The 23,824-nt window shown below is 33.0% G+C and carries 34 protein-coding genes and 4 pseudogenes; 8 read left to right on the forward strand and 30 right to left on the reverse strand.

What is annotated here, in order from left to right; genetic code table 11:
* Positions 1 to 3 precede the first annotated feature (3 nt).
* The 3 genes from EPK97_RS12740 to EPK97_RS12750 all read right to left on the reverse strand — a co-directional run bounded on the left by EPK97_RS12740 (position 4) and on the right by EPK97_RS12750 (position 2,036).
* Positions 4 to 330, reverse strand: a complete 327-nt coding sequence (locus EPK97_RS12740; RefSeq protein ID WP_162037000.1) for a hypothetical protein — start codon at positions 328 to 330, stop codon at positions 4 to 6.
* A 34-nt stretch (positions 331 to 364) separates the two neighbouring features.
* The gene (locus EPK97_RS12745) at positions 365 to 1,579 is read right to left on the reverse strand and encodes a DNA glycosylase AlkZ-like family protein (protein WP_162037001.1); all 1,215 of its coding nucleotides are present in this window, start codon (positions 1,577 to 1,579) and stop codon (positions 365 to 367) included.
* 79 nt (positions 1,580 to 1,658) lie between these two features.
* Complete coding sequence (locus EPK97_RS12750; RefSeq protein WP_162037002.1) at positions 1,659 to 2,036, reverse strand: LysM peptidoglycan-binding domain-containing protein; 378 nt, start codon at positions 2,034 to 2,036, stop codon at positions 1,659 to 1,661.
* Positions 2,037 to 2,200: 164 nt separating this feature from the next.
* Here EPK97_RS12750 and lexA point away from each other — a divergent pair, with 164 nt between their 5' ends.
* Entirely contained in the window at positions 2,201 to 2,818 is a 618-nt protein-coding gene (lexA, locus tag EPK97_RS12755; RefSeq protein ID WP_162037003.1) for a transcriptional repressor LexA, read from the forward strand.
* Positions 2,819 to 3,111: 293 nt separating this feature from the next.
* A complete protein-coding gene (locus tag EPK97_RS12760; protein ID WP_162037004.1) occupies positions 3,112 to 3,270 on the forward strand; it encodes a hypothetical protein in 159 nt (52 codons plus the stop codon).
* Positions 3,271 to 3,381: 111 nt separating this feature from the next.
* Here the strand turns inward: EPK97_RS12760 and EPK97_RS12765 are convergent, their stop codons facing one another.
* The 3 genes from EPK97_RS12765 to EPK97_RS12775 all read right to left on the reverse strand — a co-directional run bounded on the left by EPK97_RS12765 (position 3,382) and on the right by EPK97_RS12775 (position 5,084).
* Positions 3,382 to 3,672: a hypothetical protein gene (locus EPK97_RS12765; protein WP_162037005.1), complete on the reverse strand. Its 291-nt coding sequence runs from the start codon at positions 3,670 to 3,672 to the stop codon at positions 3,382 to 3,384.
* A 303-nt stretch (positions 3,673 to 3,975) separates the two neighbouring features.
* A complete protein-coding gene (locus EPK97_RS12770; protein ID WP_162037006.1) occupies positions 3,976 to 4,437 on the reverse strand; it encodes a hypothetical protein in 462 nt (153 codons plus the stop codon).
* A gap of 182 nt (positions 4,438 to 4,619) precedes the next feature.
* Entirely contained in the window at positions 4,620 to 5,084 is a 465-nt protein-coding gene (locus tag EPK97_RS12775; RefSeq protein WP_162037007.1) for a hypothetical protein, read from the reverse strand.
* Between the two features lie 1,527 nt (positions 5,085 to 6,611).
* Here EPK97_RS12775 and EPK97_RS12780 point away from each other — a divergent pair.
* From EPK97_RS12780 to EPK97_RS12790, 3 genes and pseudogenes are all read left to right on the forward strand, one after another.
* Positions 6,612 to 6,784, forward strand: a pseudogene (locus EPK97_RS12780) (IS3 family transposase); the annotation flags it as partial.
* 152 nt (positions 6,785 to 6,936) lie between these two features.
* The gene (locus tag EPK97_RS12785; RefSeq protein ID WP_162037008.1) at positions 6,937 to 7,464 is read left to right on the forward strand and encodes a hypothetical protein; all 528 of its coding nucleotides are present in this window, start codon (positions 6,937 to 6,939) and stop codon (positions 7,462 to 7,464) included.
* Positions 7,465 to 7,796: 332 nt separating this feature from the next.
* On the forward strand, positions 7,797 to 7,988 hold the full coding sequence (locus EPK97_RS12790) for a hypothetical protein (protein WP_162037009.1): 192 nt from the start codon (positions 7,797 to 7,799) through the stop codon (positions 7,986 to 7,988).
* 171 nt (positions 7,989 to 8,159) lie between these two features.
* Here the strand turns inward: EPK97_RS12790 and EPK97_RS12795 are convergent, their stop codons facing one another.
* The 8 genes from EPK97_RS12795 to EPK97_RS12830 form a co-directional block, all read right to left on the reverse strand.
* Positions 8,160 to 8,627, reverse strand: coding sequence for a hypothetical protein (locus EPK97_RS12795; protein ID WP_162037010.1), 468 nt, complete (start codon positions 8,625 to 8,627; stop codon positions 8,160 to 8,162).
* Between the two features lie 61 nt (positions 8,628 to 8,688).
* Positions 8,689 to 9,192, reverse strand: coding sequence for a hypothetical protein (locus EPK97_RS12800; protein WP_162037011.1), 504 nt, complete (start codon positions 9,190 to 9,192; stop codon positions 8,689 to 8,691).
* Between the two features lie 465 nt (positions 9,193 to 9,657).
* The gene (locus tag EPK97_RS12805) at positions 9,658 to 9,804 is read right to left on the reverse strand and encodes a hypothetical protein (RefSeq protein ID WP_162037012.1); all 147 of its coding nucleotides are present in this window, start codon (positions 9,802 to 9,804) and stop codon (positions 9,658 to 9,660) included.
* Positions 9,805 to 10,062: 258 nt separating this feature from the next.
* Positions 10,063 to 10,542 (reverse strand): hypothetical protein, encoded by a 480-nt coding sequence (locus EPK97_RS12810; RefSeq protein ID WP_162037013.1) that lies wholly within the window; start codon positions 10,540 to 10,542, stop codon positions 10,063 to 10,065.
* Positions 10,543 to 10,786: 244 nt separating this feature from the next.
* Complete coding sequence (locus tag EPK97_RS12815) at positions 10,787 to 11,104, reverse strand: HNH endonuclease (protein ID WP_338075709.1); 318 nt, start codon at positions 11,102 to 11,104, stop codon at positions 10,787 to 10,789.
* The gene (locus tag EPK97_RS22435) at positions 11,026 to 11,232 is read right to left on the reverse strand and encodes a DUF3797 domain-containing protein (RefSeq protein ID WP_162037015.1); all 207 of its coding nucleotides are present in this window, start codon (positions 11,230 to 11,232) and stop codon (positions 11,026 to 11,028) included. The genes EPK97_RS12815 and EPK97_RS22435 overlap by 79 nt, the downstream gene beginning before the upstream one ends.
* Positions 11,233 to 11,788: 556 nt before the next feature.
* Positions 11,789 to 12,268, reverse strand: coding sequence for a hypothetical protein (locus EPK97_RS12825; protein ID WP_162037016.1), 480 nt, complete (start codon positions 12,266 to 12,268; stop codon positions 11,789 to 11,791).
* Between the two features lie 637 nt (positions 12,269 to 12,905).
* On the reverse strand, positions 12,906 to 13,142 hold the full coding sequence (locus EPK97_RS12830) for a YolD-like family protein (RefSeq protein ID WP_162037017.1): 237 nt from the start codon (positions 13,140 to 13,142) through the stop codon (positions 12,906 to 12,908).
* Between the two features lie 150 nt (positions 13,143 to 13,292).
* Between EPK97_RS12830 and EPK97_RS12835 the strand changes: the two genes are divergently transcribed.
* Together EPK97_RS12835 and EPK97_RS12840 are read left to right on the forward strand one after the other, a co-directional pair.
* Positions 13,293 to 13,814 (forward strand): hypothetical protein, encoded by a 522-nt coding sequence (locus tag EPK97_RS12835; RefSeq protein WP_162037018.1) that lies wholly within the window; start codon positions 13,293 to 13,295, stop codon positions 13,812 to 13,814.
* 55 nt (positions 13,815 to 13,869) lie between these two features.
* On the forward strand, positions 13,870 to 14,397 hold the full coding sequence (locus EPK97_RS12840) for a hypothetical protein (RefSeq protein WP_162037019.1): 528 nt from the start codon (positions 13,870 to 13,872) through the stop codon (positions 14,395 to 14,397).
* A gap of 259 nt (positions 14,398 to 14,656) precedes the next feature.
* Here the strand turns inward: EPK97_RS12840 and EPK97_RS12845 are convergent, their stop codons facing one another.
* The 15 genes and pseudogenes from EPK97_RS12845 to EPK97_RS12915 all read right to left on the reverse strand — a co-directional run.
* Positions 14,657 to 15,277 (reverse strand): peptidoglycan recognition protein family protein, encoded by a 621-nt coding sequence (locus tag EPK97_RS12845; RefSeq protein ID WP_162037020.1) that lies wholly within the window; start codon positions 15,275 to 15,277, stop codon positions 14,657 to 14,659.
* A gap of 312 nt (positions 15,278 to 15,589) precedes the next feature.
* Positions 15,590 to 15,808: a hypothetical protein gene (locus EPK97_RS12850; protein WP_162037021.1), complete on the reverse strand. Its 219-nt coding sequence runs from the start codon at positions 15,806 to 15,808 to the stop codon at positions 15,590 to 15,592.
* Between the two features lie 160 nt (positions 15,809 to 15,968).
* Entirely contained in the window at positions 15,969 to 16,430 is a 462-nt protein-coding gene (locus EPK97_RS12855) for a hypothetical protein (RefSeq protein WP_162037022.1), read from the reverse strand.
* A 198-nt stretch (positions 16,431 to 16,628) separates the two neighbouring features.
* A pseudogene (locus EPK97_RS12860) lies at positions 16,629 to 16,823 on the reverse strand (phage terminase small subunit P27 family); the annotation flags it as partial.
* Positions 16,824 to 16,965: 142 nt separating this feature from the next.
* Entirely contained in the window at positions 16,966 to 17,424 is a 459-nt protein-coding gene (locus EPK97_RS12865) for a hypothetical protein (RefSeq protein WP_162037023.1), read from the reverse strand.
* A gap of 313 nt (positions 17,425 to 17,737) precedes the next feature.
* Positions 17,738 to 17,980 (reverse strand): HNH endonuclease, encoded by a 243-nt coding sequence (locus EPK97_RS12870; RefSeq protein WP_162037024.1) that lies wholly within the window; start codon positions 17,978 to 17,980, stop codon positions 17,738 to 17,740.
* A gap of 7 nt (positions 17,981 to 17,987) precedes the next feature.
* Positions 17,988 to 18,152, reverse strand: a pseudogene (locus EPK97_RS22605) (DUF3797 domain-containing protein); the annotation flags it as partial.
* Positions 18,153 to 18,519: 367 nt separating this feature from the next.
* Entirely contained in the window at positions 18,520 to 18,750 is a 231-nt protein-coding gene (locus tag EPK97_RS12880) for a hypothetical protein (RefSeq protein WP_162037025.1), read from the reverse strand.
* 153 nt (positions 18,751 to 18,903) lie between these two features.
* Positions 18,904 to 19,371: a hypothetical protein gene (locus tag EPK97_RS12885; protein WP_162037026.1), complete on the reverse strand. Its 468-nt coding sequence runs from the start codon at positions 19,369 to 19,371 to the stop codon at positions 18,904 to 18,906.
* Positions 19,372 to 19,835: 464 nt separating this feature from the next.
* Positions 19,836 to 19,994: a hypothetical protein gene (locus EPK97_RS12890; RefSeq protein ID WP_162037027.1), complete on the reverse strand. Its 159-nt coding sequence runs from the start codon at positions 19,992 to 19,994 to the stop codon at positions 19,836 to 19,838.
* A gap of 407 nt (positions 19,995 to 20,401) precedes the next feature.
* Positions 20,402 to 20,908, reverse strand: coding sequence for a hypothetical protein (locus tag EPK97_RS12895; protein WP_162037028.1), 507 nt, complete (start codon positions 20,906 to 20,908; stop codon positions 20,402 to 20,404).
* Positions 20,909 to 20,934: 26 nt separating this feature from the next.
* Positions 20,935 to 21,075: a hypothetical protein gene (locus tag EPK97_RS12900; RefSeq protein ID WP_162037029.1), complete on the reverse strand. Its 141-nt coding sequence runs from the start codon at positions 21,073 to 21,075 to the stop codon at positions 20,935 to 20,937.
* 111 nt (positions 21,076 to 21,186) lie between these two features.
* Positions 21,187 to 21,648 carry a hypothetical protein gene (locus EPK97_RS12905; RefSeq protein ID WP_162037030.1) on the reverse strand — a complete coding sequence of 154 codons (462 nt, stop codon included), beginning with the start codon at positions 21,646 to 21,648 and terminating at the stop codon, positions 21,187 to 21,189.
* 370 nt (positions 21,649 to 22,018) lie between these two features.
* A complete protein-coding gene (locus EPK97_RS12910; protein WP_162037031.1) occupies positions 22,019 to 22,492 on the reverse strand; it encodes a hypothetical protein in 474 nt (157 codons plus the stop codon).
* 356 nt (positions 22,493 to 22,848) lie between these two features.
* Positions 22,849 to 23,025 (reverse strand): annotated as a pseudogene (locus tag EPK97_RS12915) (DNA adenine methylase); the annotation flags it as partial.
* A 62-nt stretch (positions 23,026 to 23,087) separates the two neighbouring features.
* Between EPK97_RS12915 and EPK97_RS12920 the strand changes: the two are divergent.
* Positions 23,088 to 23,306 carry a hypothetical protein gene (locus EPK97_RS12920; RefSeq protein WP_162037032.1) on the forward strand — a complete coding sequence of 73 codons (219 nt, stop codon included), beginning with the start codon at positions 23,088 to 23,090 and terminating at the stop codon, positions 23,304 to 23,306.
* A gap of 173 nt (positions 23,307 to 23,479) precedes the next feature.
* Here the strand turns inward: EPK97_RS12920 and EPK97_RS12925 are convergent, their stop codons facing one another.
* Positions 23,480 to 23,710 (reverse strand): helix-turn-helix domain-containing protein, encoded by a 231-nt coding sequence (locus EPK97_RS12925; protein WP_162037033.1) that lies wholly within the window; start codon positions 23,708 to 23,710, stop codon positions 23,480 to 23,482.
* Between the last annotated feature and the right edge of the window lie 114 nt (positions 23,711 to 23,824).

The following is a 23,824-nucleotide window of genomic DNA, read 5'->3' on the forward strand; positions in this document are numbered from 1 at the left end:
GAATCAATTCAATTGTTTCTTTAGTTTCTCTAACGCTATATAAGCTAACTCTTCCCATCGATTACTCTCATTAGATGATACAACCAACCATCCTGATAGTGGGATTTTATTTTTGAAGGGACTTAGTACACGTGTATGTTGTAAATTATGAGTTTTTGGATCAAAATCCTTCCCTAATTTAAAAACCATTTCCTTTTTATCATAAAATGTAAATACTTTCGTTTTATATTTGATTGCAGGTGAGCTCATCATTTTACCATGTGACACATTTACACCACTTAATACTAATTGGTTTGCTATTTTTTCAAAAATTTTACGTTCTTTTTCCAATAAAATTGCCTACTTTCACTTTCAATAAGAATAATTATTTTTCATCAACTAACCATCCTAAATTCTTTTCTTCAATTAAATTAGAATCTGCAAGTATTTGTTCTACACCCAAATAACGTATAAATCTCTCAAAACACGTCTTTAAATCAAACTTTAATTGTTCTGAAACCGTAAACCCAGGTTCCCACCACCAATTTTTAATCATTAAAACTTTTTTCTTTTTATCTTTAACTGGTTCAAACCTTGCTATAAACCGATCATTATGTAAAATTGGTAGTACATAATAACCATAACTACGTTCATTTACAGGTTTGTAAACTTCCCATATATATTCAAACTCAAAGAGTTCCTTAATTAACTTTCGATCCCATATCAGATTATCAAGTGGTGCAATAATTGAAGCATAACTTTGACCACCACTATGTTTTGTTAGAAAGCTTTCATCTGTTTTTCTCATATAGAATTTATTAGATATTCCGTGTATTGTTACTTCAATTAATTTCCCAGCCTCAATTAATCGTTGTAAGGACATTTTACGATCAGAACTTTTAATTCCTCTAATCCCTAACCATGCGTCCCCTGATCTATCCCATAATAGACCAATCGCTCCTATACGCCTCATTACATACCAGTCTACATATTGCTCAAACGTTTTATTTGGATCTTCCTTTAATAACAATTGCTCAGGAAGATTTCGATCTGTAACATCATACATTTTACGTGTTCTATCCTTATTATAAATAATTAAATCTCCTGCAAAATATAAACTTTCTAAGGCAGCTCTAGATAATCGAGTAGGTGCCCACGGCCAATCGACAATTTGATTATATGATAAATCTTTCGAAGATACCGGTCCCTTTTCTTTTATTATGCTTATTACATCATGACGAATTGCCTGCACTTCTTTTACATTCTTTAATTGTTCTCTCTTCAAAGCTCTAAACCTTGAAAAACAGGGCCAATCCTCAGTAAGATAAATTGACATGTTTTTATCCCATCCATCTAATAAAACCCGTTCTTTGTATAACAATTCTTGAAGCATGTGAGTACAAAAATTATAAATTCTGGATTGCAACACTAACTCTTGGTTAAAACCTACTACATTCAATGGATCAAATTGAATGCATCCAACACGATGAATAAAATCAATGATTCCTTGTTTACCCGAAAATTGATTTGAAGGTTTCAAACCTTGATATGAAATAAGAAAGTCGCGTGCTTTTGCTTTTGATAATGATATTTTGTCCATAGTGACATAAACTCCTTATAGATCATACTCTACTATTCTTCACTATTATTGGCACATTTCCTCATGTCAATTACACCATTTATAATTCAACATTAGGAATCAACAAGGCTTGTCCTATAATGATATTACTATTTTGTAGTTGATTCTCCTCTTTAATCTTAGAAATAAAATATCGGATGTCCACTTCTTTGGGTACATAGCTCTTAGCAATACTCCATAATGTATCTCCAGGTTTTACATGAATTTGTATAGTTTGTTCGTCTTGAAGTTGAACAGTTACCGTATTTTCGGATGCAAAAACATTCAAGATCGTTCCAAACATCAATCCAATTGTTACAATCACAGTGATAATTAAAATAAATAGTACCTTTTTTCTTAAAATAGTTGATTTGTTTTGAACTTTTAGCTGTACTGCTTTTTTTGTATCTATGGCATTACTTGTATAAATTAAATGCATATAATTACCTCCAAACATTTGTTCTAATTTCAGGTTATCACGAACAGTTGTTTGTGTCAACATATTTTTCGAACTTATGTTTGTGCGAAATAACGTTCTATGTTATAATACCAAATAATACATAGAACGTTTATTGTGATGAAAAAAATGGGGAGGGAATTAAATTGAACAAGTTATCTACTAGGCAACAATCAATATTAGATTTTATTAAAGAAGAGGTGCAAAAAAAAGGCTACCCTCCATCCGTTCGTGAAATTGGAGAAGCAGTAGGTTTAGCATCCAGTTCTACAGTACATGGCCATTTGGAAAGATTAGAAAAAAAAGGGTTTATTCGTAGAGACCCTACAAAACCACGTGCTATCGAAATATTAGATGAGGAAAATCCTACTATCGCTACTTCTTCCATAGCACAAGTACCTTTGATTGGAAAAGTTACCGCTGGTCTTCCAATTCTTGCTACAGAAAATATAGAAGAGTACTTTCCACTTCCAAATCATTATGTCGGAGATTACAATGTTTTCATGCTTCAGATTGTTGGAGAAAGCATGATTGAGGCTGGAATTCACGATGGCGATTACGTTATCGTAAGGCAGCAGCAATCCGCAAATAATGGTGAAATTGTGGTTGCCATGACCGAAGACAATGAAGCAACCGTCAAGAGATTTTTTAAAGAATCCAACCATTTTAGACTACAGCCTGAAAATTCAACAATGGAGCCAATTTTACTCAATGAAGTTAGTATATTAGGCAAAGTAGTGGGATTATTTAGAGACATTAGTTAATAAAGACAACTGCAAACTAAAATTTATTAAAGCGTCTTATAAAGATTAAACTTCTTCCAATATTGGAGGAAGTTTTTTTATTGATTTGATTAATTTATCATTTGATAAAACAAAATTTATAAAGGCATTCACACATTTTAACTAATATTGGTAAAAAAGTATAATCAAATTTTATTTTGCTTCATACATTATTAAAGTGCGAAAATTTTACATTTCATTTACTGAAAAAAAACATTTTTGTGCTATGGTTTGATTATCAGATAGAAAAATATAAAACATGTAGGAGTGAGACAATGGATTTATTTGGGTATGGGGATTATAAATTCTCAAACTTTCATGAGAGGACTAGACACCGTTTATACGAAGAATTTGAAAAATTAGAAGGTAAGAAATCATTAAAATCTCCAAAAGAAACAGATTTATTTAATAACAATTATAAAAAATATCGTTGAATTCCAAGAAGTCATCGAACTTGTTCTATTAAAAAAACCATCATATCCCTCTCAAGGAAACCTTGGCACATGCTGAGGTTTTTTATACTCTAAGTATACCCGTCAGGACATTCAATAAATAATTGTTATATCCACAACTTGCCATCTTGATGCTAGATTTTGAATTCTTATAAAAAACTCACCCTCATATCTTCGATGATAATTAAAGTCAAAATAATTTTCTCCAGTTGTATGTACTTCTTGAATTTTTTTACTGCCATCCCACAATTGTATACGAACAAATGGTTTAGATGAAATATAAACTCTACTAATAGAATCAATAAGAGGAACATCGTAATACGCACGTTTGTTTAACCTGGGACTATAAGAAACTCCTTCTGTTTGTACTAACTTTTTTAACATGCTAATAACTCCTCCTTAATAAATTAGTAATATTTATTTATTCATTATCATAATAATATATTTTTTAAGTTTCATAATTTTTGATTACAACGAACTGAACCCGAAAAATGATATAATAATATAGATATACTTTCATTTTCAAGTAACAATATACAAATATGTATATTTCTAATTTAAGTAAAACAAAAAAACAAAAAATCCATAATAAAAGCTTCTCCATAGCGGAATAAGCTTTTATTATGGATTTTTTCAATTAATCAATGCGATAGCTAAATCTCAATATTAAAACCCGAATATTTGGTATTAAGACTGGATGACCCTTGTTATTGCACATGTGGAAATTACAGTTGGAAAATTACTAGTACCACTACCAGTTACTACCGCAATCCCTTCTCCAACATCAGTAACTGTGCCCAGTATGTTAGGAACTATTCCCAATGTTTCCACGAATACGTCTTTTCCTTTAAGTAATTTTAATACATTTGTCATTGGGGCTTCACAGCAACTACATTCTCCCACATTTTTTTTAATTGGTTTTAGCCTTAAATTACGACTAGGCATTGGTACAAAAACCGCAACAACATTACAAATAGGATAATTTCCTTGTGAAGTAAACACTATAAAGTCATTAACTTCATTTATCACCTGACTAACTGGATTAGTTGTTTGGATTAGAATGCTGACTTCCTCCCCAACCAACTGTTCCAAAACACATTGCATAGGACAAACACAGCAGTCACATTTTGTATCACCAAATATGGACATCTTTTACACCTTCCACTCAATATAGTCAATAATTAGATACTTTATCTTATGAAATGACTGTTGTAATGAATTGGACGTTTGTTCTTATTTGAAAAAATGGGCGATCTGTCCAACAAAAAAAGCGCCATACTAGCGCCCTTCCGGTTAACCGTTTAATAATAAATTTTTTTTTTCAAACTGTTCTATAATGTAAATACTGTTGCTTTTAGACTTCGGGATCCAGCAAAGATAGCAATACTTGCTCCACCAATCACATTTGTACAAACTAGTTCATACGTATTGATTCCAAGACTTGGGTTATTGTCCACTAAAGAAAAGTTTGGGAGGTTTGTATGTCTAAAAAAATCATCCGGTTTTGAGTAGTCGATTTCGTCATTGATCGTTGCAATGACATCACCATTGCGTAGGAGCTCATATATTACTTCAAAAGTTGTAAGTGTATTGAATTCAAAATCATCTACAGCAATTTGAATCATTGATTCCAATAATACTTGTGTTTCCTGTGGTTCTTTAACACATACATCAACTGTAAGAATAACTTGAGACGTACCATCATCAGGAAGTCGTATTACATCTGGATCGATAAAACCATATGGATCTAATACAAACATCTGAACAACAACTAAGGGCTCTTTATTTAAACCCATTAGATTCCCCCCTCTTTACTATCCCTCATCCTATCTTATGAACTTATAATCCATTTGCTTGGACTAATATCCCTAGACATTCATACAAAAACCAAGGAATTTAAATTTAAAGCTCCTTGGTGAAAAGAAGTACTATGGGATTAAACTTATCGGGGATTGAGGAAAAAATAAAATTTACCGTCTATAAAGGCGGTTTCTTCATTTAAAAGGAGAATCATAATCACGTGTAGATATAATTTTTATATTCTTTGTGTCACTATTTGGACATTTATCCCATTTTAGTAAGTTATGTAGGATTTCATTAGCCAGAAGTTCAGATGAAAGACTGTTATAGGGTAGCGTCAGGAAAACGCAAAATATCTATGACGATACCCCTCTTTATGTTAAAATATAGTCTTTTCTATTTACAAATGGTCCAATGTTACTTGTTTTTTCTAAGGCGCATGCTACTGATATATTACTTTGATACCAGTTAATAAAATCTTTAACTTATTCATGGTTAAATCGTATTCTTTCTCTAGTCCGTTTTCCATAACAATTACTAAAATTGCATTATTGTTATTATCAACTGTCTCTTTCTGGTGTTGCAGATGCTTCATTTGTATTTTCACTTTCTCCTGCTGCATTTACTGCGGATAACACAATAATACTTTGTTCCATTTTCTACTCCAATATTCTACAAGTCAAGAACCAAATATCTCATTATCTATTACTTCGTACTATTACATAAATTTGACTATCTATTACTTCAGTTTGAATGTCACTTCTTTCTTTATTCACATGTATTTTATGTATTGATCTACATAATATTTTCTTTTTCATCCTGCTTCCTTCTCCTAACACCTAATGAATGATATTATCCCAACAAAAAAAGCGCCTTATAAGCGCCTTTCCTGAAAACATTTTAATAATAAAAAATTTTATTTCAAACTGTAATCTATATACATCATGAGATATCAAATGAGGTTCTCTCTTATCATAAAGTTAATAAATAGAAACTAATGATCTATCCGTTAGAAATCCTTGTGACATAAATGGATCACCATCTGGAGGTAGTTTTTTTGCCTTCACTTGATAACAAACCTGCTTTAAGTTTTATCCTAAAAAAATATTTGCTATAATTTCTAATAAATGCTTCTGTGAGGTTATAATGAATAATATAGATCTAATTGATATTGGAATTTTAAGTATAATAAGTGGTATTTTTGTGTTTTTTGATACTAAATTTAACATTACAAAAACAATTGTTCATGTATTAATAGTATTTAGTTCACTAACTCTTCTCCATATATTGTTAAGTTACTTTGGAATATGGAAATATATCGACTCTATATATGGTGATGTTTTTTTCTTAATTTTAATTATTGTAATTACTCTGTACCTTGTTTATATAACTTTTTCAAAGAAATAATTTTTATATTTTCGCTCTATAGAGCACCTTTCAGATAAATAGATCGGCTACACTTAACTGGACAGAAAAATTAAGGTCAAGTAGAATACAACTAATATCATTGAGGAGAATCTACTATGACAAAAAGGACAAGAAGAACATTCACGCCCTCTGCTCTCGATAAATGGATTGTACGAGTGAGGCATCAGGATCGTTTAAAGAAAAAGATAATCTAACCCCAGAACAAATTGAACTAAAAAAATTAAGGAAAGAAAACAAACAATTATTGATGGAGAATGACATTTTAAAGCTGCTTAATCAGAACAAACATTCTTGTTATATAAGAGGTACAGGTAAATGTGCAAGAGCACAAATTTTGAAAATAGGTACTAGTACAATCAAAACAGCATTTTAACTCATACAATATCTCATTAAATAAATGAAAAAGATGAGGTGTTTAATATGGGGTTCTTTGATGAATCCATCTGTGATTGTTGTGTTTGTCCGATGCAAAGCGTTTTGGAGCAGTTGGTGGGTATTCCAGGTCTAGTTATTTTAACTCCTATATCTACTTTTGACTCTGTTACAATTAACCAAGTTAAAGATTCCATTGCATATACAAGTATTGGTCAGCTTCCGATTTGTAAAATTACATTTGTTTCAATATCTAACGTGGGAAATCCAGTAGATATTAAACAACCAATTAAAAAAAGCAAAGGGGAATGTGCATGTTGTGAAGATCCAATGACAAACCTAGTAAATTCTATGAAAGGGCAAATAGTGAACATTTCGTTTCTAAGTGAGGGCTTCGTCTTTACAGAAACAATATTAGAAGTTGGGGAAGGCATTGTCGTTGGTAGATTTATTACAAGTGCAGGTGATATAGACGTTTTTTCCACATGTGCAATAACAAGAATCTCACCGGCGAATCAACAACAAATAAACGATCCATCGAGGGTTTCAAGATCTCAGCGATTTAAAATAATTTAGTCCCCACCAGCTACCTTAAAGCTTCTGTACTGTATTTTTCACTCCACTCCACAAACCACTAGTAGCAAGTCCCAATACAATCCAAGGCAAAATATTATAAACCAAGAGCTGCAATCGTTCTTATAGCATGCATCTGCGGTCTTTATTTAATTTCAATCCCAAACATCAGAAGATTTGGCTTGGTTTCGCAAAACTATGTAGAGAACCTCACTATTTAATGTAGTGGGGTTTTAAACTATGAAAAATGTGTACTTGCTCTAGGACACCCGTCCAATCAAAATAGATTCTCTAAACATAGTATATATTACATCAAATAGAAAGGAGGAATTAACATGAGTGGACACAGTGGTTCTGGAGCTGCTATTGTATTGGTACTGTTTATACTTTTAGTGATTATTTTAATTGCATCAGTTAGAAAATATAATGGTAGTTCAGTTGCATTTGATTCTGGATTTCCAGAATTTGATGATTATAGAGAGAAGACTCGGTTTAGAGTTATCGGAAGATTTGTAGGGTTTGAATAATTTTAACCTTCTTAATTAAATCATTTCAGTATAAAAACTATTTCAATATCTATAAGATATTTATTAGAATGAGGAAAAAATATAAGTTAATATTTTTTCCCCTAATTCTTTTTACTCACTTATAATACCTTTCCATAAAAGCATCCCGTCTAAAGACTAAAGAGCGGAGTTTTATAAAAAAACAGTAGTTGCGTTTAATGAACGAAACTGAACGGTTGGAAGAAATGCTGCTCCTTGAATTTCTCGGACACTAGCAACCAAATAAAATGATTCCTGTAACTCTTCACAAACAACAGTTAAGTTCGGTGTTGTATTACTTAAAACGTCAAGATAATTATTTTCAAAATCTTTGGAGATAGAGCCACTTATCGTTTCAGCTAATCGAGGGCTAACCTCTCTACAATTATCTCCTATCCCGTCCAATAATTGATAATCTAAAGCTAATTTATATGATCCACCTTGAGATTGTAAAGGTTCAGTCGCACCTAATAAAAAATTAAGCTCAAAAAAACCATCAAGTTTAAAGGAATTGTGTTTATAACATTTTGGTATTTCTAAGTTTAAAAGTACTATCTCTTCTCCCGTCTCAGGCAATTCAATTAGACGATCTGTTTGAGCAAAAAATACTGTAGGAGACATCAGTTATTCACCCCCTTCTTCATGAAGTTACTATAGGATTTAAAAAAATGAAAAATTGCTTTTATAAGCAAACTATCCCACTAGGAAAGATTGAAACGTTTATTGAACGGAAATTTACGAATGGAGCCAATACTCCACCTTGTATATTATTTAAATTTGCTACCAAATTTAAAGTTTCATTTTCTAAACCATTTGCAATTATCGTCAGGTTTGGTGTTGTGTTGCTTTCAAAATCTATGAACTGTTCTCCACCATTTTCAGATTCAAGAACAGCCGTTCCACTGATCGTTTCTGCTAAATTCGGAGTCAGTGCAATACATTCATCTCCAATTCCATCAAATAATTGATAGTTTAAATCAATCATAAAAGGAACGTTTTGTTTAAGGGTTGACTCAGATCCCACATCCGATCCTACTAAAAAATTTAATTCAAAAAAAGCATCTATTTTGAAAAAATTTCTTTTGTAACATGCTGGTATATCCAAAGACAATAATGTTACCACTTCTCCGTCCATAGGTAATAAAATTGGTGGATCAGCAGTTTGAGCGAATAAGACACGTCTCATATTATATGATTCACCTCCCTTATGAGAAGATATTTTATCTTATGTGGGAAGGAAGAGTTTTGCTTGTACGAATAACTATTTTTCATCATCGTATTGTAACATTTATTCCCAAAAACTTTCTCTGTAGCTATACAGACTGCCCCTTATAATTTCTTTATGAAAGAAGTTTTTATAACCTCATACTCCAACAATTAATGAATCCCCCTCTTTAACATGAAATCCTTATAGCTCACTTACATGAACCCCTCCCTTATATCAGTTCTTCATTCGTCTTTACTTCTATGACTCTGATCCTCCTTGATCTCTTCTTTCTCTGGTCCTTCTTTTTTCCTTTCTAATATCAGTAGCTTTAATCTTTTTTAGTTTTAAACATATTTGGCATAAGTGATTATCTCGTTTTAATACAAGTGTCCTACAATCTTTCCATGGTTTGACTGTCATAGAATTTCTTCTTGTCTGCTTTGTTCATTCCTTATCAAACTCACAACCTATTAAATCAATCACACCAATGATGGGATATACAACTGCTAATGGTCCATCAGGTGCATGTGAATCTTTAACTACCTTTCCACACCTTCTACACTCGTAATCTAACGAAGCGCCTTTTCTCATGACATCAACCCATCTCTAATATCCTATATTTGGATCTTTGACCAGATCCACCCCCTAACAATTCGTTTACACTCTTTATCAACTCAATTTTATGCCATAATAAAAAGCACTACTATGAGTGCTAATAAATCATTAAGATTTTCTTAGAACGATAAGTGTCTAGTTAAATCAAAAAATGAAAACCCACTGATCAACATCCTATCAGCACATTTTCATTTTAGGTTGAGTCATAAATTAAAAATTTGTGCACCTCACTCATTAATCAAAGAATCCGAAGTTTTGTATTTTACAACTAGATATAGCTGCTGTAAAAATTACTCCTCCACTAAGAAAAGAAACAATCACAATTCCTTCTCCAACATCTTTAATTGTCACGTTACTTTCGGAAAAAGATCCAGCTTCAATTGGTGTCTCCTCCCCTATCATAGATTTTGCTAAATTTGTTATTGGATCTTCAATACACGAGCATTCTCCGCTTTTGCTTTTTCGAATTGGTTTTAATTTAAAATCAAATATTCCTTCAAACCTAACAGCACAAATATTATGAATTGGAACTTTATTTACGATACCACCAGCATCCAATAAAGCAATGAAATTATCGACACCAGTTAAAGTACCTTCTTCAGTAAAGCCGTTAAGAGCAAATATCCTAATGTTCTCCTCCCCCACCAACTGCTCCAAAACACACTGCATCGGACAGACACAGCAATCACAGATAGTCTCATCAAAATGTCCCATATGGATCATCTCCTTCTTAATTTTATTTGATGAGATATCTTATGAATGGGATTGCCTACATGATTGGACTTAAGTCTTAGGTCATCATAAATCCACATTTGTCTGTGTCAATATGGGGTGGATTGTCATAAGATGAAAGTACAACAATCACAAATGTTTTCGTCAAAACACCCAATGTTCCAGCCCTTTTTATAATAAGTTTCTTCTCTATTATGATGAGAAGGAACTTTTTTATTTATCTCCGTTATCTCTCTTCTGCTGTCTTTTTGTTATGACAGCTATTACATAATGATTGTAGATTACTTAGGTCTAACCTTAATGACCAATCCACTTTGACTGGCACAATGTGATCCACCATATCTGCTGGTGTGATTTGTCTTTGTTTTAAACAATGCTGACATAGGTTACGATCTCTAGTTAATGCTTGTTGTCTTACAGTTCTCCATTCCTTGCTTTGATAGAATGTTTTACTCTTCTTATCTCTCATATATCTATCATAGTATTGGTTGCACTCTTTCTTGTGTTCATCGCAATAAGCTTCTCTTGTAAGGTTATTACATATTGGATGATTACATGGTCTTTTACACATTTACATGTCCTTTTGAATAATTTGTCATCTATGAACAATGTCCCTTCGCCATTTGCAACATACTGACTCCCACAATCTTCACAAACTGCATACCGTTTCATTAATTCAACTTCTCTCAGTAAACTAGCTCCATTCTAAATTATTCCTCCTCTCTTATTGAGGCTCTACGATAGCAACGATTTCAGAACATAGAACAAACTCTTCCTATCGCCCCATAATCAATCTGATAGGGTAATTAAAAGGGTTATTTATCTATCCTTTTTGCAGAAGGATGTTGCCACGTTAAGAATAGATTGCAGCACAAGCAAATATAGTAAATCTAGCATATTCTAATAAAATAGGAGGTGAATTTTATGTTTTTTTCTAGCATTGTAAGTGGATTTAGAAGTATATTAAGTAGAGATCCATTACCTTATGGAACAAATGTAGTCATAATAGTTATGTTTCTTCTTCTTGTTGTGGCGGTGTAAATAGAAATCTGGTACTACTACAGCCCATCCCCCTTTTTCGAGGGGATGGGCAAAAACACCCATATTTTATTCACCCTGCTTCCCTCCCCTAGCACAATGGATGATATTTTCCCAACAAAAAAAGAACGTATCTCTACGCCCTTCTTGCTAACTGTTTAATCATAAAATTTTATTTTCAAACTGTAATCTATAATGTGAAGACTGTCGCTTTCAGACTTCGGGATGCGACAAAAATATCAAATAAATTTTCTTCATTATTTATGTCCCTCTCACATCTAAGCTCATACTTATTTATTCCAGTACTTGGATAATTATCTACTATAGGAAAGTTTGGAAAGTTTGTATGCCTTCCTTCGTTAGCGGTTGCGTAATCCATTTCATCATTAATCGTTGCAATGACAATATCATTACGTAGGATCTCATATGTCATTTTAAAAGAAGTTACAGGTAAATCAGGATCAAAAGAAGTTGTAGCAACTTGAACCATTGAATCTATGGATACTTTTGTTCTCTTTGGTTGTTTTACAGGAACATCTATGGAAAGTACTACTACAGCTAAACCACCAACATCAGGTAGTTCAATTATGCCTTCAGTATTTTCGTCATATGGATTACCTACTACTGAAACCGTATCAGCAACAACAAAAGGTCCTTTATTTAAGCCCATAAACTTACCTCCCAACTTCTTAAATTAAAATACCATTTCACACTATCTTATTAACTTCTATAAAGTTTGCTTGGACTGATGTCTCTAGATATTCACACAATTTTTTTGGATCAAATATTTTACTTTTTTAGTCAAATTTTGGTCAATCCTTAATCCAAAGCCGATAACATAATTCATGACCAAAAAAACAAAAAACCCAGATACCAAGGGTACCAAGGGTTTCACCTCTTAATATGAAGTCAGATACTGATCTCTTTCCCACGTATGAACTTGCGTGCGATTTAAGTACTAGTCTTTCATATACTGTTTTTTCTTTAGAAAATACCGTAAAAATAAAGAATTTCTGCAAAAGAAGATACTGAATATTATATGTCTTATGGATATAAGTGAAATGGGATGATAAAAAATATTATGCCCATATAGAAAAGATTGAGCTGCTGGACGATAACTAACTCCAAAAAAGTGTTTTTAAGTCAAAAAAGGAATTCTTCTTAAAAAAGAGAAGGACACCACTAGATTAATGTCAGACATCTTTTTTCCTAAAAGGTGAATCATAATCCCTAGTATATATAATCTTTATGTTTTGAGTATTACCGTCAGGACATTCTATATATCACCCCTTAGCTACTGTTCCAGTTTAAAATGAATTCTGACCAAAAGCTCTGAACAACTCAACTGTAATTTGTGATTTATTCAACATAGAATCTGATAACTGCTGAGATATGATATTAACCTCTTCCTCTGCAAGTACTGGTTTAGTTTTTCTGTTTCGCTCTTTTTGAAGGTGATTCATAAGTTCTTTATGTTCGGGTAGTATTATACGACTTGCTTCCCACATCATATTTGATCCAGGAGTTAGTTTATTTTCCTTCATATTTTTCACCCCTTATTAGAACGTTTGTTCTTATTATATAAGAGGTACACGAGGATATGCAAGAGCACAATTTTTGAGAATAGGTATACGTGCAGTCAAAACATCATTAAATCTCATACAATATTAAAAACTTAAAAGGACGTGTTAACTATGGGCGTTTTTGACAAAACCATATGCGATTGTTGCGTCTGTCCGATGCAGTGTGTATTAGAAGCATTAGAGAGGCAAAAGGTTGAACTATTCACCCCCTCAGAAGGTTTTATAGGAGTAACAATTTCAAGAGTCGAGGACTTCATTGTATTTACGGAAGAAGGGGAGGAATTTGCGATTTGTAACATTACTGCCGTTTCAATAGCCCCCCCCACTTTTACTCCATTTCCTTTAAAACCGATTCAAAAAAACAACAAGGGACTATGCACTTGTTGCGAAGACCCTATGACAAACGTTGCACTTTCTAGAATGAGGGAAGGGCAGCCTGTTGATATAGGGTTCATCTCTAGCCCAGATGCAGTTCCCGCACCAGGAGTTTTAATTCAACAAGTTGGAGAGGGTATTGTATTCGGATTAGTAGAGGAGAATACACCTATCTTCTTTTCAACTTGTACCATGACTAGGATTAGTCCTTCTAATAGATCTAGTAATACAAACTTTGTCGCAAGATTAAGCAATTAAATGAATATAGAGGGACAGATATGTCATCAAATAACTTTATAAGGAGTTGTTTAATATGGGAGGGTTTGATAAATCAATATGTGATTGTTGTGTTTGTCCGATGCAGTGTGTCTTGGAGCAGTTGATTGGAGTGGAGGTTGATGTTGATACTCCTATTTCTGGTCCAACGACTACTATTACTGGTGTTAAAGATTTTATTATGTCTACTTCTGATGCAGGAGATATTCCAGTATGTCAAATTACACATGTTGAAATAGATGATCCTACAAATACGATAATTACGTCAGTATTATCGACTTTAAAACCTATAAGAATAAGTAATGGGGAGTGTGCTTGCTGTGAAGACCCTATGACAAATTTATTGAAGTCTGAAGTTGGGAATAATATTAGAATTGAATTCATTAATGGTTCATTTACAGACGAACTCCTAGGTGTAGGGGAAGGAATTGTCGTAGGATTTGATATAGATATTTTAGACATATACTCTACTTGTGCAATCACAAGGGTTATTCCAGAAACTCAACAACAAATCAATGATCCGTCTAGACCTTCCAGAAGAACCACTTCCCCACCGACTACCTAAGGAGGGCACTGAAAAACTTACACTTTTACTAGGAAAGCAAATAGTCTAATCGAAAAATTCACTGCAAGGGACTTTTTCAGTGCCCTCCTACCTAAACCAGTGGGGATTATTTCTCTATATCAACTTATTCTTCTTTATAAACTGTCACACCCAATAATAAAAAAGTAATCAGATCAACAGACATTTGAAATGTTTCCTGCTCAACTCCATAACCGTAAAACTCTAGCCCTTGATAAATCAATGTAGCAATCATTAATCATTAGTAATATATGAGGTTGTTTAACCAAGGGAAATCATTAATGACTTCCTGTGGTTCTTCCTCTACTTTCTTTTTCCATTCATCAACATCATGAAGTAATTCTTTCTCATTTTGGATTTCAATAGATCGATGAGCCATATCTATCTGCCAATTTTTTAGTTTCATCAATACATCCTCCTCTGGTAGACAATCAAAGTATTCTTTCACTACATCTTGTAATAACTGGTCATATAATTTACCCATTTTTGAAAGTGAGTTTTGTGGGTCTGTTTTTCTTTGTGGGTCTAATATATGATGACCAATGATAGTCTTAGCAGGATCTAGTCCAAATCTATAACAGATATAAGCTATTTGAATAAAAGGCTCATCAGCAGATCGCACACGCTCCAATCTAACTTCGTAAATATTTAGTCCAGGATCTGGTTTTTCATCACACCATGTTAATCCATCAATAGTATGAATTACATTATTAGGTGGACCAGTACTAAGAGGAACTTGATTAACAATATCTGATTGCGTTGCTAAAATTCTTTCATTTTTATATAACCTATAATCAACTTGAAAATTTAGTGAAGAAGAAGTAAACGTTGTAATTAATTCTATCGTAGAATCTAATTTCACTAATGTATTTTGAGGATTAATTGCACATAAAAGCGACTGTGTTCACATTACAGATCACAGTTTGAAAATAAAATTTTCTTTTAATCCGTATATTGTATGCATTTAAAGTCCTTTTGATTGTGTGAATGTGGATACTGAAATAAATAGGCATTGTTGATGATCATGCACCATTTCATTTCTTAATTTTCCTATTTATTGTTATATTTCATTAGATAATTGGGATAATATAAAAGCAAGTTGTTTGTATTGGTCCTTATTGAGATTATTCTTGATAGGGACTTTCTTTATTGCTGTTATTATTAACCCTCACCTTTAACGAATAATCTCACTAACTTTATGAAAGAAATTCTCATCAGCTTCAAACTCTTCACCTAACCGATTCTCATCTTCATCTATTTCAACTACAGTGACATCAACTTCATATCCGTTATAATGATTAACTTCGACTGCTTCGTAAATCTTTTCAGTTTCACCAACTATTAATGAATCTCCCTCTTTTACTTGAAACCCATATAAATCCTTGATATTCATTAGTAAATCACTCCCCTTATCAATAATTTGTTATTATCTTTTTATCACCCTGCTTCCCTCCCCTAGCACAATGGATGATATTTCCCCAAAAAAAAAGAGCACCTATATCAGTACCCTTCTGTTAACCGTTTAATAATAATTTTATTTTCAAACTTTAATTCTATAATGTTATTACTGTTGCTTTTAGACTTCTGGATCCAACAAAGATATTGTCTACTTCAACTTCATTTGTTGTAACCCTTGTACATACGAGATCATACGTATTGATTCCAGCAGGTGGACTATCGTCTAGAACAGGAAAGTTTGGAAAATTTGTATGTCTTCCTTCAGAAACAGCATCATAATCCATTTCATCATTTATCGTTGCAATGGTAGTGCTATTGCGCATGATTTCATATGTTACTTCAAAAGATACAGCAGTGTCTGGGTCTCCTACAACAGCAATTTGAGCCATTGAATCCAGTGATACTTGTGTATTCTCTGGCTGTTTAACACATACATCGACGGTAGCTACAACTGTAGGCATATCTGGATCAAGTTCAATTGCACCAGCTGTCGTACTATATGCATCATCTACCGAAACACTTTGAGCCACAACAAAAGGTTCATCTTTAATACCCATAAAATACTCTCCTAACTCATTAAATTATCCTTCACCCTATCTTATGAAAACAATCTAATGTAGTTGCTTGGACTCTTATCTATGGGCTGGAATGTAAAAAAGAGCGCTTATGTGCGCCCTAAATTTTTTTAACGATTAGTTTCGTTCTTTTCTTTTTTTAGAAAGTTTAAAAGATTTTTTCTATATTTTAAAATGGTAGATGCCAATTCTCATTAACTCGTCAGCTATTTTCTTAAATTCACGTTTTAGCTCTTCAGGAAGATGAGCAGGGGCTCTAATTTTATCACTGGGTGCTTTAATTTCCTGTTTTTTTCGTTCTTGTATTTCTTCTTTGGTTAGATTTTTCTTCCCTTTGTAGAGAATTAAATCTACAGATTGCCTTGGTCTAGCCATCATGATTTCTCCTTTCCAAAAAAATTTCATTTAGGGAATTTTGTATAAAGAAAAGGGGCAGTCGGTTTAAAAGCCCCATTTTATAGGCTTTTTCATCCCCCCTATCCCTCTACCTAACACATATAAAACCCTCTAATTACCCTTAAGATTTTTTAAATTGATGAAATTTACCTTTTAGATTAATATTTGGCTCCTCAGTCAGACCAAATGCTCCTATTTTACAACTGGAAATGGCAGCTGTATCATCGCCTCCCATGCCTTCGATAGACATAATAATAATTCCTTCTCCAACATCAATAATTATCCCAGGTAGTAATATGTTACAAACTGCAATACTATTCATCTCTCCGATCATGGATTTTGCTACGTTGGTAATTGGATCTTCAGTACATGAGCATTCTCCCACGCTTTTTCTAATGGGTTTCAATTTGAAATCAAATGTACCTTCAACCGCAACAGCACAAATATCACTAACTGCAATATGAATATTATTACCACTAGAATCAATAATAGTAGCGATAAAGTTATTAACAGCAACTAAAGTTCCATCAAGGCCAGCTTCAGGAAAAGAAGAAATTAATATTGCAATGTCCTGCTCCAACCAACAGCTTCAAAACACACTGCATCGGACAGACGCAGCAATCACAGATCGTTTCATCAAAATGACCCATAGGGATCATCTCCTTCTTATTTTATTTGATGAGATATCTTATGAATGGGATTTGCCTACATGATTGGACTTATGGCTTAGGAGATCATAAATCCGCATTTGTCAGTGTCAATATGGGATGGAATGTCATAAGATGAAAGTACACCAATCACAAATGGTTTTTGTCAAAACACCCATTAGATCATCCTTTTATAATAAGTTTCTTCTCTATTATGATGAGAAGAAACTTATTTATTTATCTCCATCATCCATCTCCTGCTGTCTTTTTGTTATGACAAGGATGACATAAAGATTGTAGATTACTTAGATCTAACCTTAATGACCAAATATCTTTTATCGGTGTAATGTGATCCACCATATCTGCAGGAGTGAGTTGCTTTTGTTTTAAACAATGCTGACATAGGTGGCGATCTCTAGTTAATGCTTGTTGTCTTACATTCTTCCATTCCTTGCTTTGATAGAATGTTTTGCTCTTCTTATCTCTCATATATCTATCATAGTATTGCACTCTTTCTTGTGTTCATCGCAATAAGCTTCTCTTGTAAGGTTATTACATATTGGATGATTACATGGTCTTTTACACATTTACATGTCCTTTTGAATAATTTGTCATCTATGAACAATGTCCCTTCGCCATTTGCAACATACTGACTCTTACAATCTTCACAAACTACTACAGCCTATCCCCCTTTTTCGAGGGGATGGGCAAAAACACCCATATTTTATTCACCCTGCTTCCCTCCCCTAGCAAACTGGATGACATTTCCAAAACAAAAAAAAGACGTATTTCTACGCCCTTCTGTTAACCGTTTAATAATAAAATTTTATTTTTAAACTTTAATTTTTGAAGTAAATACTGTTGCTTTAAGGCTTCTTGAAGCAACAAAAATATCGGTTACATTAGTTGTTGCAACCCTTGTAATCCTAAGATCATACGTATTGATTCCTGCACTTGGATTATTATCTAATATAGGGAAGTTTGGAAAGTTTGTATGTCTTTCTAAACTAGGTTAAGCATAATCCATTTCATCGATTGTAGCTACCGTAGATGTATGTGTCACACTGAAAGAAATTCTCATCAGCTTCAAACTCTTCACCTAACCGATTCTCATCTTCATCTATTTCAACTACAGTGACATCAACTTCATATCCGTTATAATGATTAACTTCGACTGCTTCGTAAATCTTTTCAGTTTCACCAAATATTAATGAATCTCCCTCTTTTACTTGAAACCCATATAAATCCTTAATATTCATTAGTAAATCACTCCCCTTATCAATAATTTGTTATTATCTTTTTATCACCCTGCTTCCCTCCCCTAGCACAATGGATGATATTTCCCATAAAAAAAAGAGCACCTATATCAGTACCCTTCTGTTAACCGTTTAAACATAAAATTTATTTTCAAACTATACTGTAAATACTGTTGCTTTTAGACTTCTGGATGCAACAAAGATAGAGCCAACTTCTGGTGTTTCTATCCGTGCAACTCTAAGCTCATACCTATTCATTCCAACACCTGGATGATTATCTAATACAGGAAAACTTGGGAAGTTTGTATGTCTGGAAGGATCACCAATGGTCTCATAATCCATTTTATCATTGATCGTTGCAATGACTGTGTCATTGCGTAGGATTTCATATTTCACTTCAAAAGTTATAGGATTACCAACAGTATTTCTATCAATTACAGCAATTTGAGCCATTGAATCCAGTGATACTTGTGTTTTCTGTGGTTCTGTAACACACACATCAACAGTAGCTACAATTTCTGGACTTGGACCAAGCTCAATTACACCTTTAGTAGTGGAACTATATGGATCACCGTCTACTGAAACTGTATCAGCTACGACAAAAGGTCCCTTTTTTAGCCCCATAAACTTACCTCCCAACTTCTTAAATTAAAATACCATTTCACACTATCTTACGAACCAACCAACGAATTTGCTTGGACTGATGTCTTTAGACGTTCACACAAAAACCAAGGAACTTAAATTAAAAGCTCCTTGGCAGAGGTTTTTTTGACAGCATCCCGAAAAATAAAATCCATTGTGATCACATCATAGATTACAGTTTGAAAATAAATTTTTCTCATTAATCCATTTATTGTATGCATTTAAACTCCTTTTGATTGGACGAATGCGGATACGTGGAATAAATATCTATACTTATATTTCGTTAGTTAATTGGGATAATATAAAAGCAAGTTGTTTGTATTGGTCCTTATTCAGATTATTCTTGATAGGGACTTTCTTTATTCCTGTTATTATTAACCCTCACCTTTAACGAATAATCTCACTAACTTTATGAAAGAAATTCTCATCAGCTTCAAACTCTTCACCTAACGATTCTCATCTTCATCTATTTCAACTACAGTGACATCAACTTCATATCCGTTATAATGATTAACTTCGACTGCTTCGTAAATCTTTTCAGTTTCACCAAATATTAATGAATCCCCCTCTTTTACTTGAAACCCATATAAATCCTTGATATTCATTAGTAAATCACTCCTTATCAATAATTTGTTATTATCTTTTTTATCATCCTGCTTCCCTCCCCTAGCACAATGAGATGATATTTTCCCATAAAAAAAAAGACGTATCCCTACGTCAGCGCTCTTCCTGTTACAGTTTAAACATAAAATTTTATTTTCAATCGGTTCTTTATACTGTATGTTATTTAATATCCTTTGATTGTGCGAATGCGAATACTTAAAATAAATAGGTGTTTTTACCCTCTCACTATATAGTGGCAAACGTATGACAAAAATCAGTGTTTTAATCTTGAAGCCCCATTACCTCTGTAACACATTTCCTGCTATAAGCACAAAAGTTTCTCCTTATGTTCGATTTTCTTTAGGTTAATGAAGTTGTACATACATCCCCAAGTGGAGAAAATTAATTTTTACTGAGGTTTTATTTCAATAAAATTGATTTGACAAGTAGATATTGCAGTATTACTAACTTCAGCACCAAAAGGATTGGTAACATCAGTTAATATAACGATGCCTTCCCCAGCTTTTGCAACAGTTCCTATTAACCTAGATAGAGGCGAACCTGGTCTAGTTAAATAATTAATTTCAACAGTTTTATTTACTAAGGTAGCTAATTCATTTGTAGCTGGATCTTCACAACAACTACATTCACCTTTCATATCCTTTCGAACTGGTTTCAATTGTGTTTTCGTACCTAATACATTATTTCCAACTGCAGTGACATTACATATGGGGAAACATCTTATAATCCCTCCTACATTTATTGTTGCTAGAAAATTTTCTACAGAAGTGATTATACCTACTTGTTCAGCTGAAATTGTAAAGACCCTAGTATCAGGTATATTTATCAATTGTTGCATTACACATTGCATAGGACAAACACAACAATCGCATTTTGACTTGTCGAAAACACCCATCCTCATCACTCTCCTTCTCACATTCTTTATTTGATGAGATATAGTATGAATTGGACTGCATCCATGATTGTACATATACCTATAAGAAGTTTTGTCTGTGTCAACACGGATGTCGATGTAAATAAGATGAAAGTAAACAATACTTCAATCGCATCATTTTTTATCATCCTGCTTCCCTCCCCTAGCACAATGGATGATATTTTCCCAACAAAAAAGAGCACTATATGTGCCCTTTCTGTTAACAGTTTAATCATAAAATTTTATTTTCAAACTGTAATCTATACTGTAAATACTGTTGCTTTAAGACTTCGGGACCCAATTAAAACAAAGCCTAAAGTCGGTCTAGTTACACTAGTACATCTGATATCATACGTATTTAATCCAGCAATTGGGTTGTCATTCACTAAGGGGAAGTTTGGAAAGTTATTATGTCTTCCATTAACAACAGATTCATAATCCATTTCATCATTGATCGTTGCAATAACAGTGTCATTACGAAGTAGCTCATATGTTACTTCAAAAGTTTGCCCCATCATAGTAAGTCCCAGTACAGCAATTTGTGCCATCGAATCAATAGATACTTGTGTTTTCTGTGGCTGTTTAACACATACATCAACGGTAGCTACAACTGCAGATGGATTAGCTGGTGTTAAATTAATTACATTTGGATCACTTGTATTATATACATCTAGTACTGAAAATGTTTGAGCAACTACAAAAGATCCTTTATCTAAACCCATAATATACCCTCCCAACTTCATAAATTATTCGTTTACCCTATCTTATGAACTACCTAATGAAGTTGCTTGGACTCTTATCTATGGGCTGGAATGTAAAAAGAGCGCTTATGTGCGCCCTTCCTGTTACAGTTTAACAATAAAATTTTATAATTAATCTAACCTTTATACTGTATGTTAATTAATATCCTTTTGATTGTGCGAATGCGGATATCTGAAATAAATAGGCATGTTAATTAGTCAAGTCGCTTTCTTTTTATCATCCTGCTTCCCTCCCCTAGCACAATAGATGATATTTTCCCAACAAAAAAAGCGCAATATTAGCGCTCTTCTGCTAACCGTTTAAATATAAAATTTTATTTTTAAATGGTATCTAGCATTCAAATACTGTTGCTTTTAGACTTCGGGATCCAATATACATACCAATATTTCCTGTTCCTGAAAAAGAAAGACCATTGAGTATGAGTTCATACTTATTGATACCAGTATCTGGTTCGTCATCAACTAAAGGAAAGTTTGAAAAGTTTGTATATCTTCCTGTAGATCCAGCAGGTACATAATCCATCTCATCATTGATTGTTGCAATGACAATGCCATTACGCTGGAGCTGAAATACTAATCCAAAACTTGTAGATACACCCATGTCCTCGATAGCAACTTGAGATAAAAAATCAAGTGATACCTTTGTTTTTTGTGATTGTCTGACACACACATCAATGGATACTATAGTAAAAGGTGTAGTTACAGACATACCACTTTGAACTAATATAATCGATCCGTCTCCTCCATATGGATCTAACACTGAAACCGAATCACAAACAACAAAAGGTTCTAGTTTTAACCCCATAATATTAACTCCCTACATTAGATTATCCCTATATCTTATGAACAATTAAATGTAGTTGCTTGGACTCTTATCTATGGGCTGGAATGTAAAAAGAGCGCTTATGTGCGCCCTTCTATTAATAATTTACCAAGAGTTTTATATTCCCTTTTTTATAATCTTTTATGTCCCACGGTTTACCTTTACCTTCATCCATATCTTCTGCTTTTGGTAATTTTACATTTTTCATCCCTTTCCTAACCCTAGAATGGAAGTCTTTTTCTGCTTGTATAGCACTCTTATAATATTCCGTTTCTTCTTAAAACCCCCAACCATCAATAGGTAAACTTTATAAATTTGCATTTGATTTCTCCTATTATTTAAAACTCAAACATCACTTGTTGCCCTTGTGCTGCTACTTCATTCATCCATAACACTTCCGTTCTCTTTGCTCCTGCTTCTGCACATGCTGCAAATGTTTCTCTTTTCCAGTGTTTTAACCTTTCGTCATATAGTGGATGTGCATATCCACTTAATAGGACCCGACCTGGATGTTTAAGCAATTAGTAGATTACATACGGTAAGCGAATTAGAATCAGATTTATTAGAAGAATTAGAATTGAATAAAGATAAATTAGAAGATGAGCAAAATGGATTAGATTTATATCCAGCTATAATATATGTATTTTATGCTCAAATAGCATTTGCTGAAATAAAGTCTGATCTTATTCGTAAGGGAATTGAATTTGATACTTTTTATAATGAAGCTGAGAATTTAAATTTTGAAACATCAAGGCTGTATAATGAACAAATTACAATAGATGATATTAAACGTTAATAAAATATACAGGTGCAATAAATGAACAAATGCCTAAAAAGTACGATTTAAAAGAATTAAAAGAATCAATTAATGAGTTTAAAACACCTTATCTAGAACATTAAATTTAAAATATATACAGAAGGGGGGTTAAAAATTTTAACCCCCTAATTTTAGTATAATGATTTATATATCTATCTAAAAGGAGAATCATAATCACGTGTATTAATAATCTTTATATTCTGTGTATTACCGTCAGGACATTCTATATATCCACCTTTAACAAGTCCGTTTAATACTGAACGGACTGTTTTCTCGTCTTTTCCTGTTTTGATTTCTAGTTCTGGTATTGTTGGCATCCTACGTTTTGAATGAGAAAAGTTATATAGGATACGTAATACTTTTCTTTCAAGGTCTGTAAGCATGTGATCACCTCTTATAGAACATTTGTTCTTATTATATAAGAGGTGCAGGATGATACGCAAGAGCACAATTTTTGAATACAGTACACACGACCAGTCAAATCCACATAATTGTGA

The organism is Chengkuizengella sediminis (genome assembly GCF_010078385.1).
Classification (GTDB): Bacteria; Bacillota; Bacilli; order Paenibacillales; family KCTC-33759; genus Chengkuizengella; species Chengkuizengella sediminis.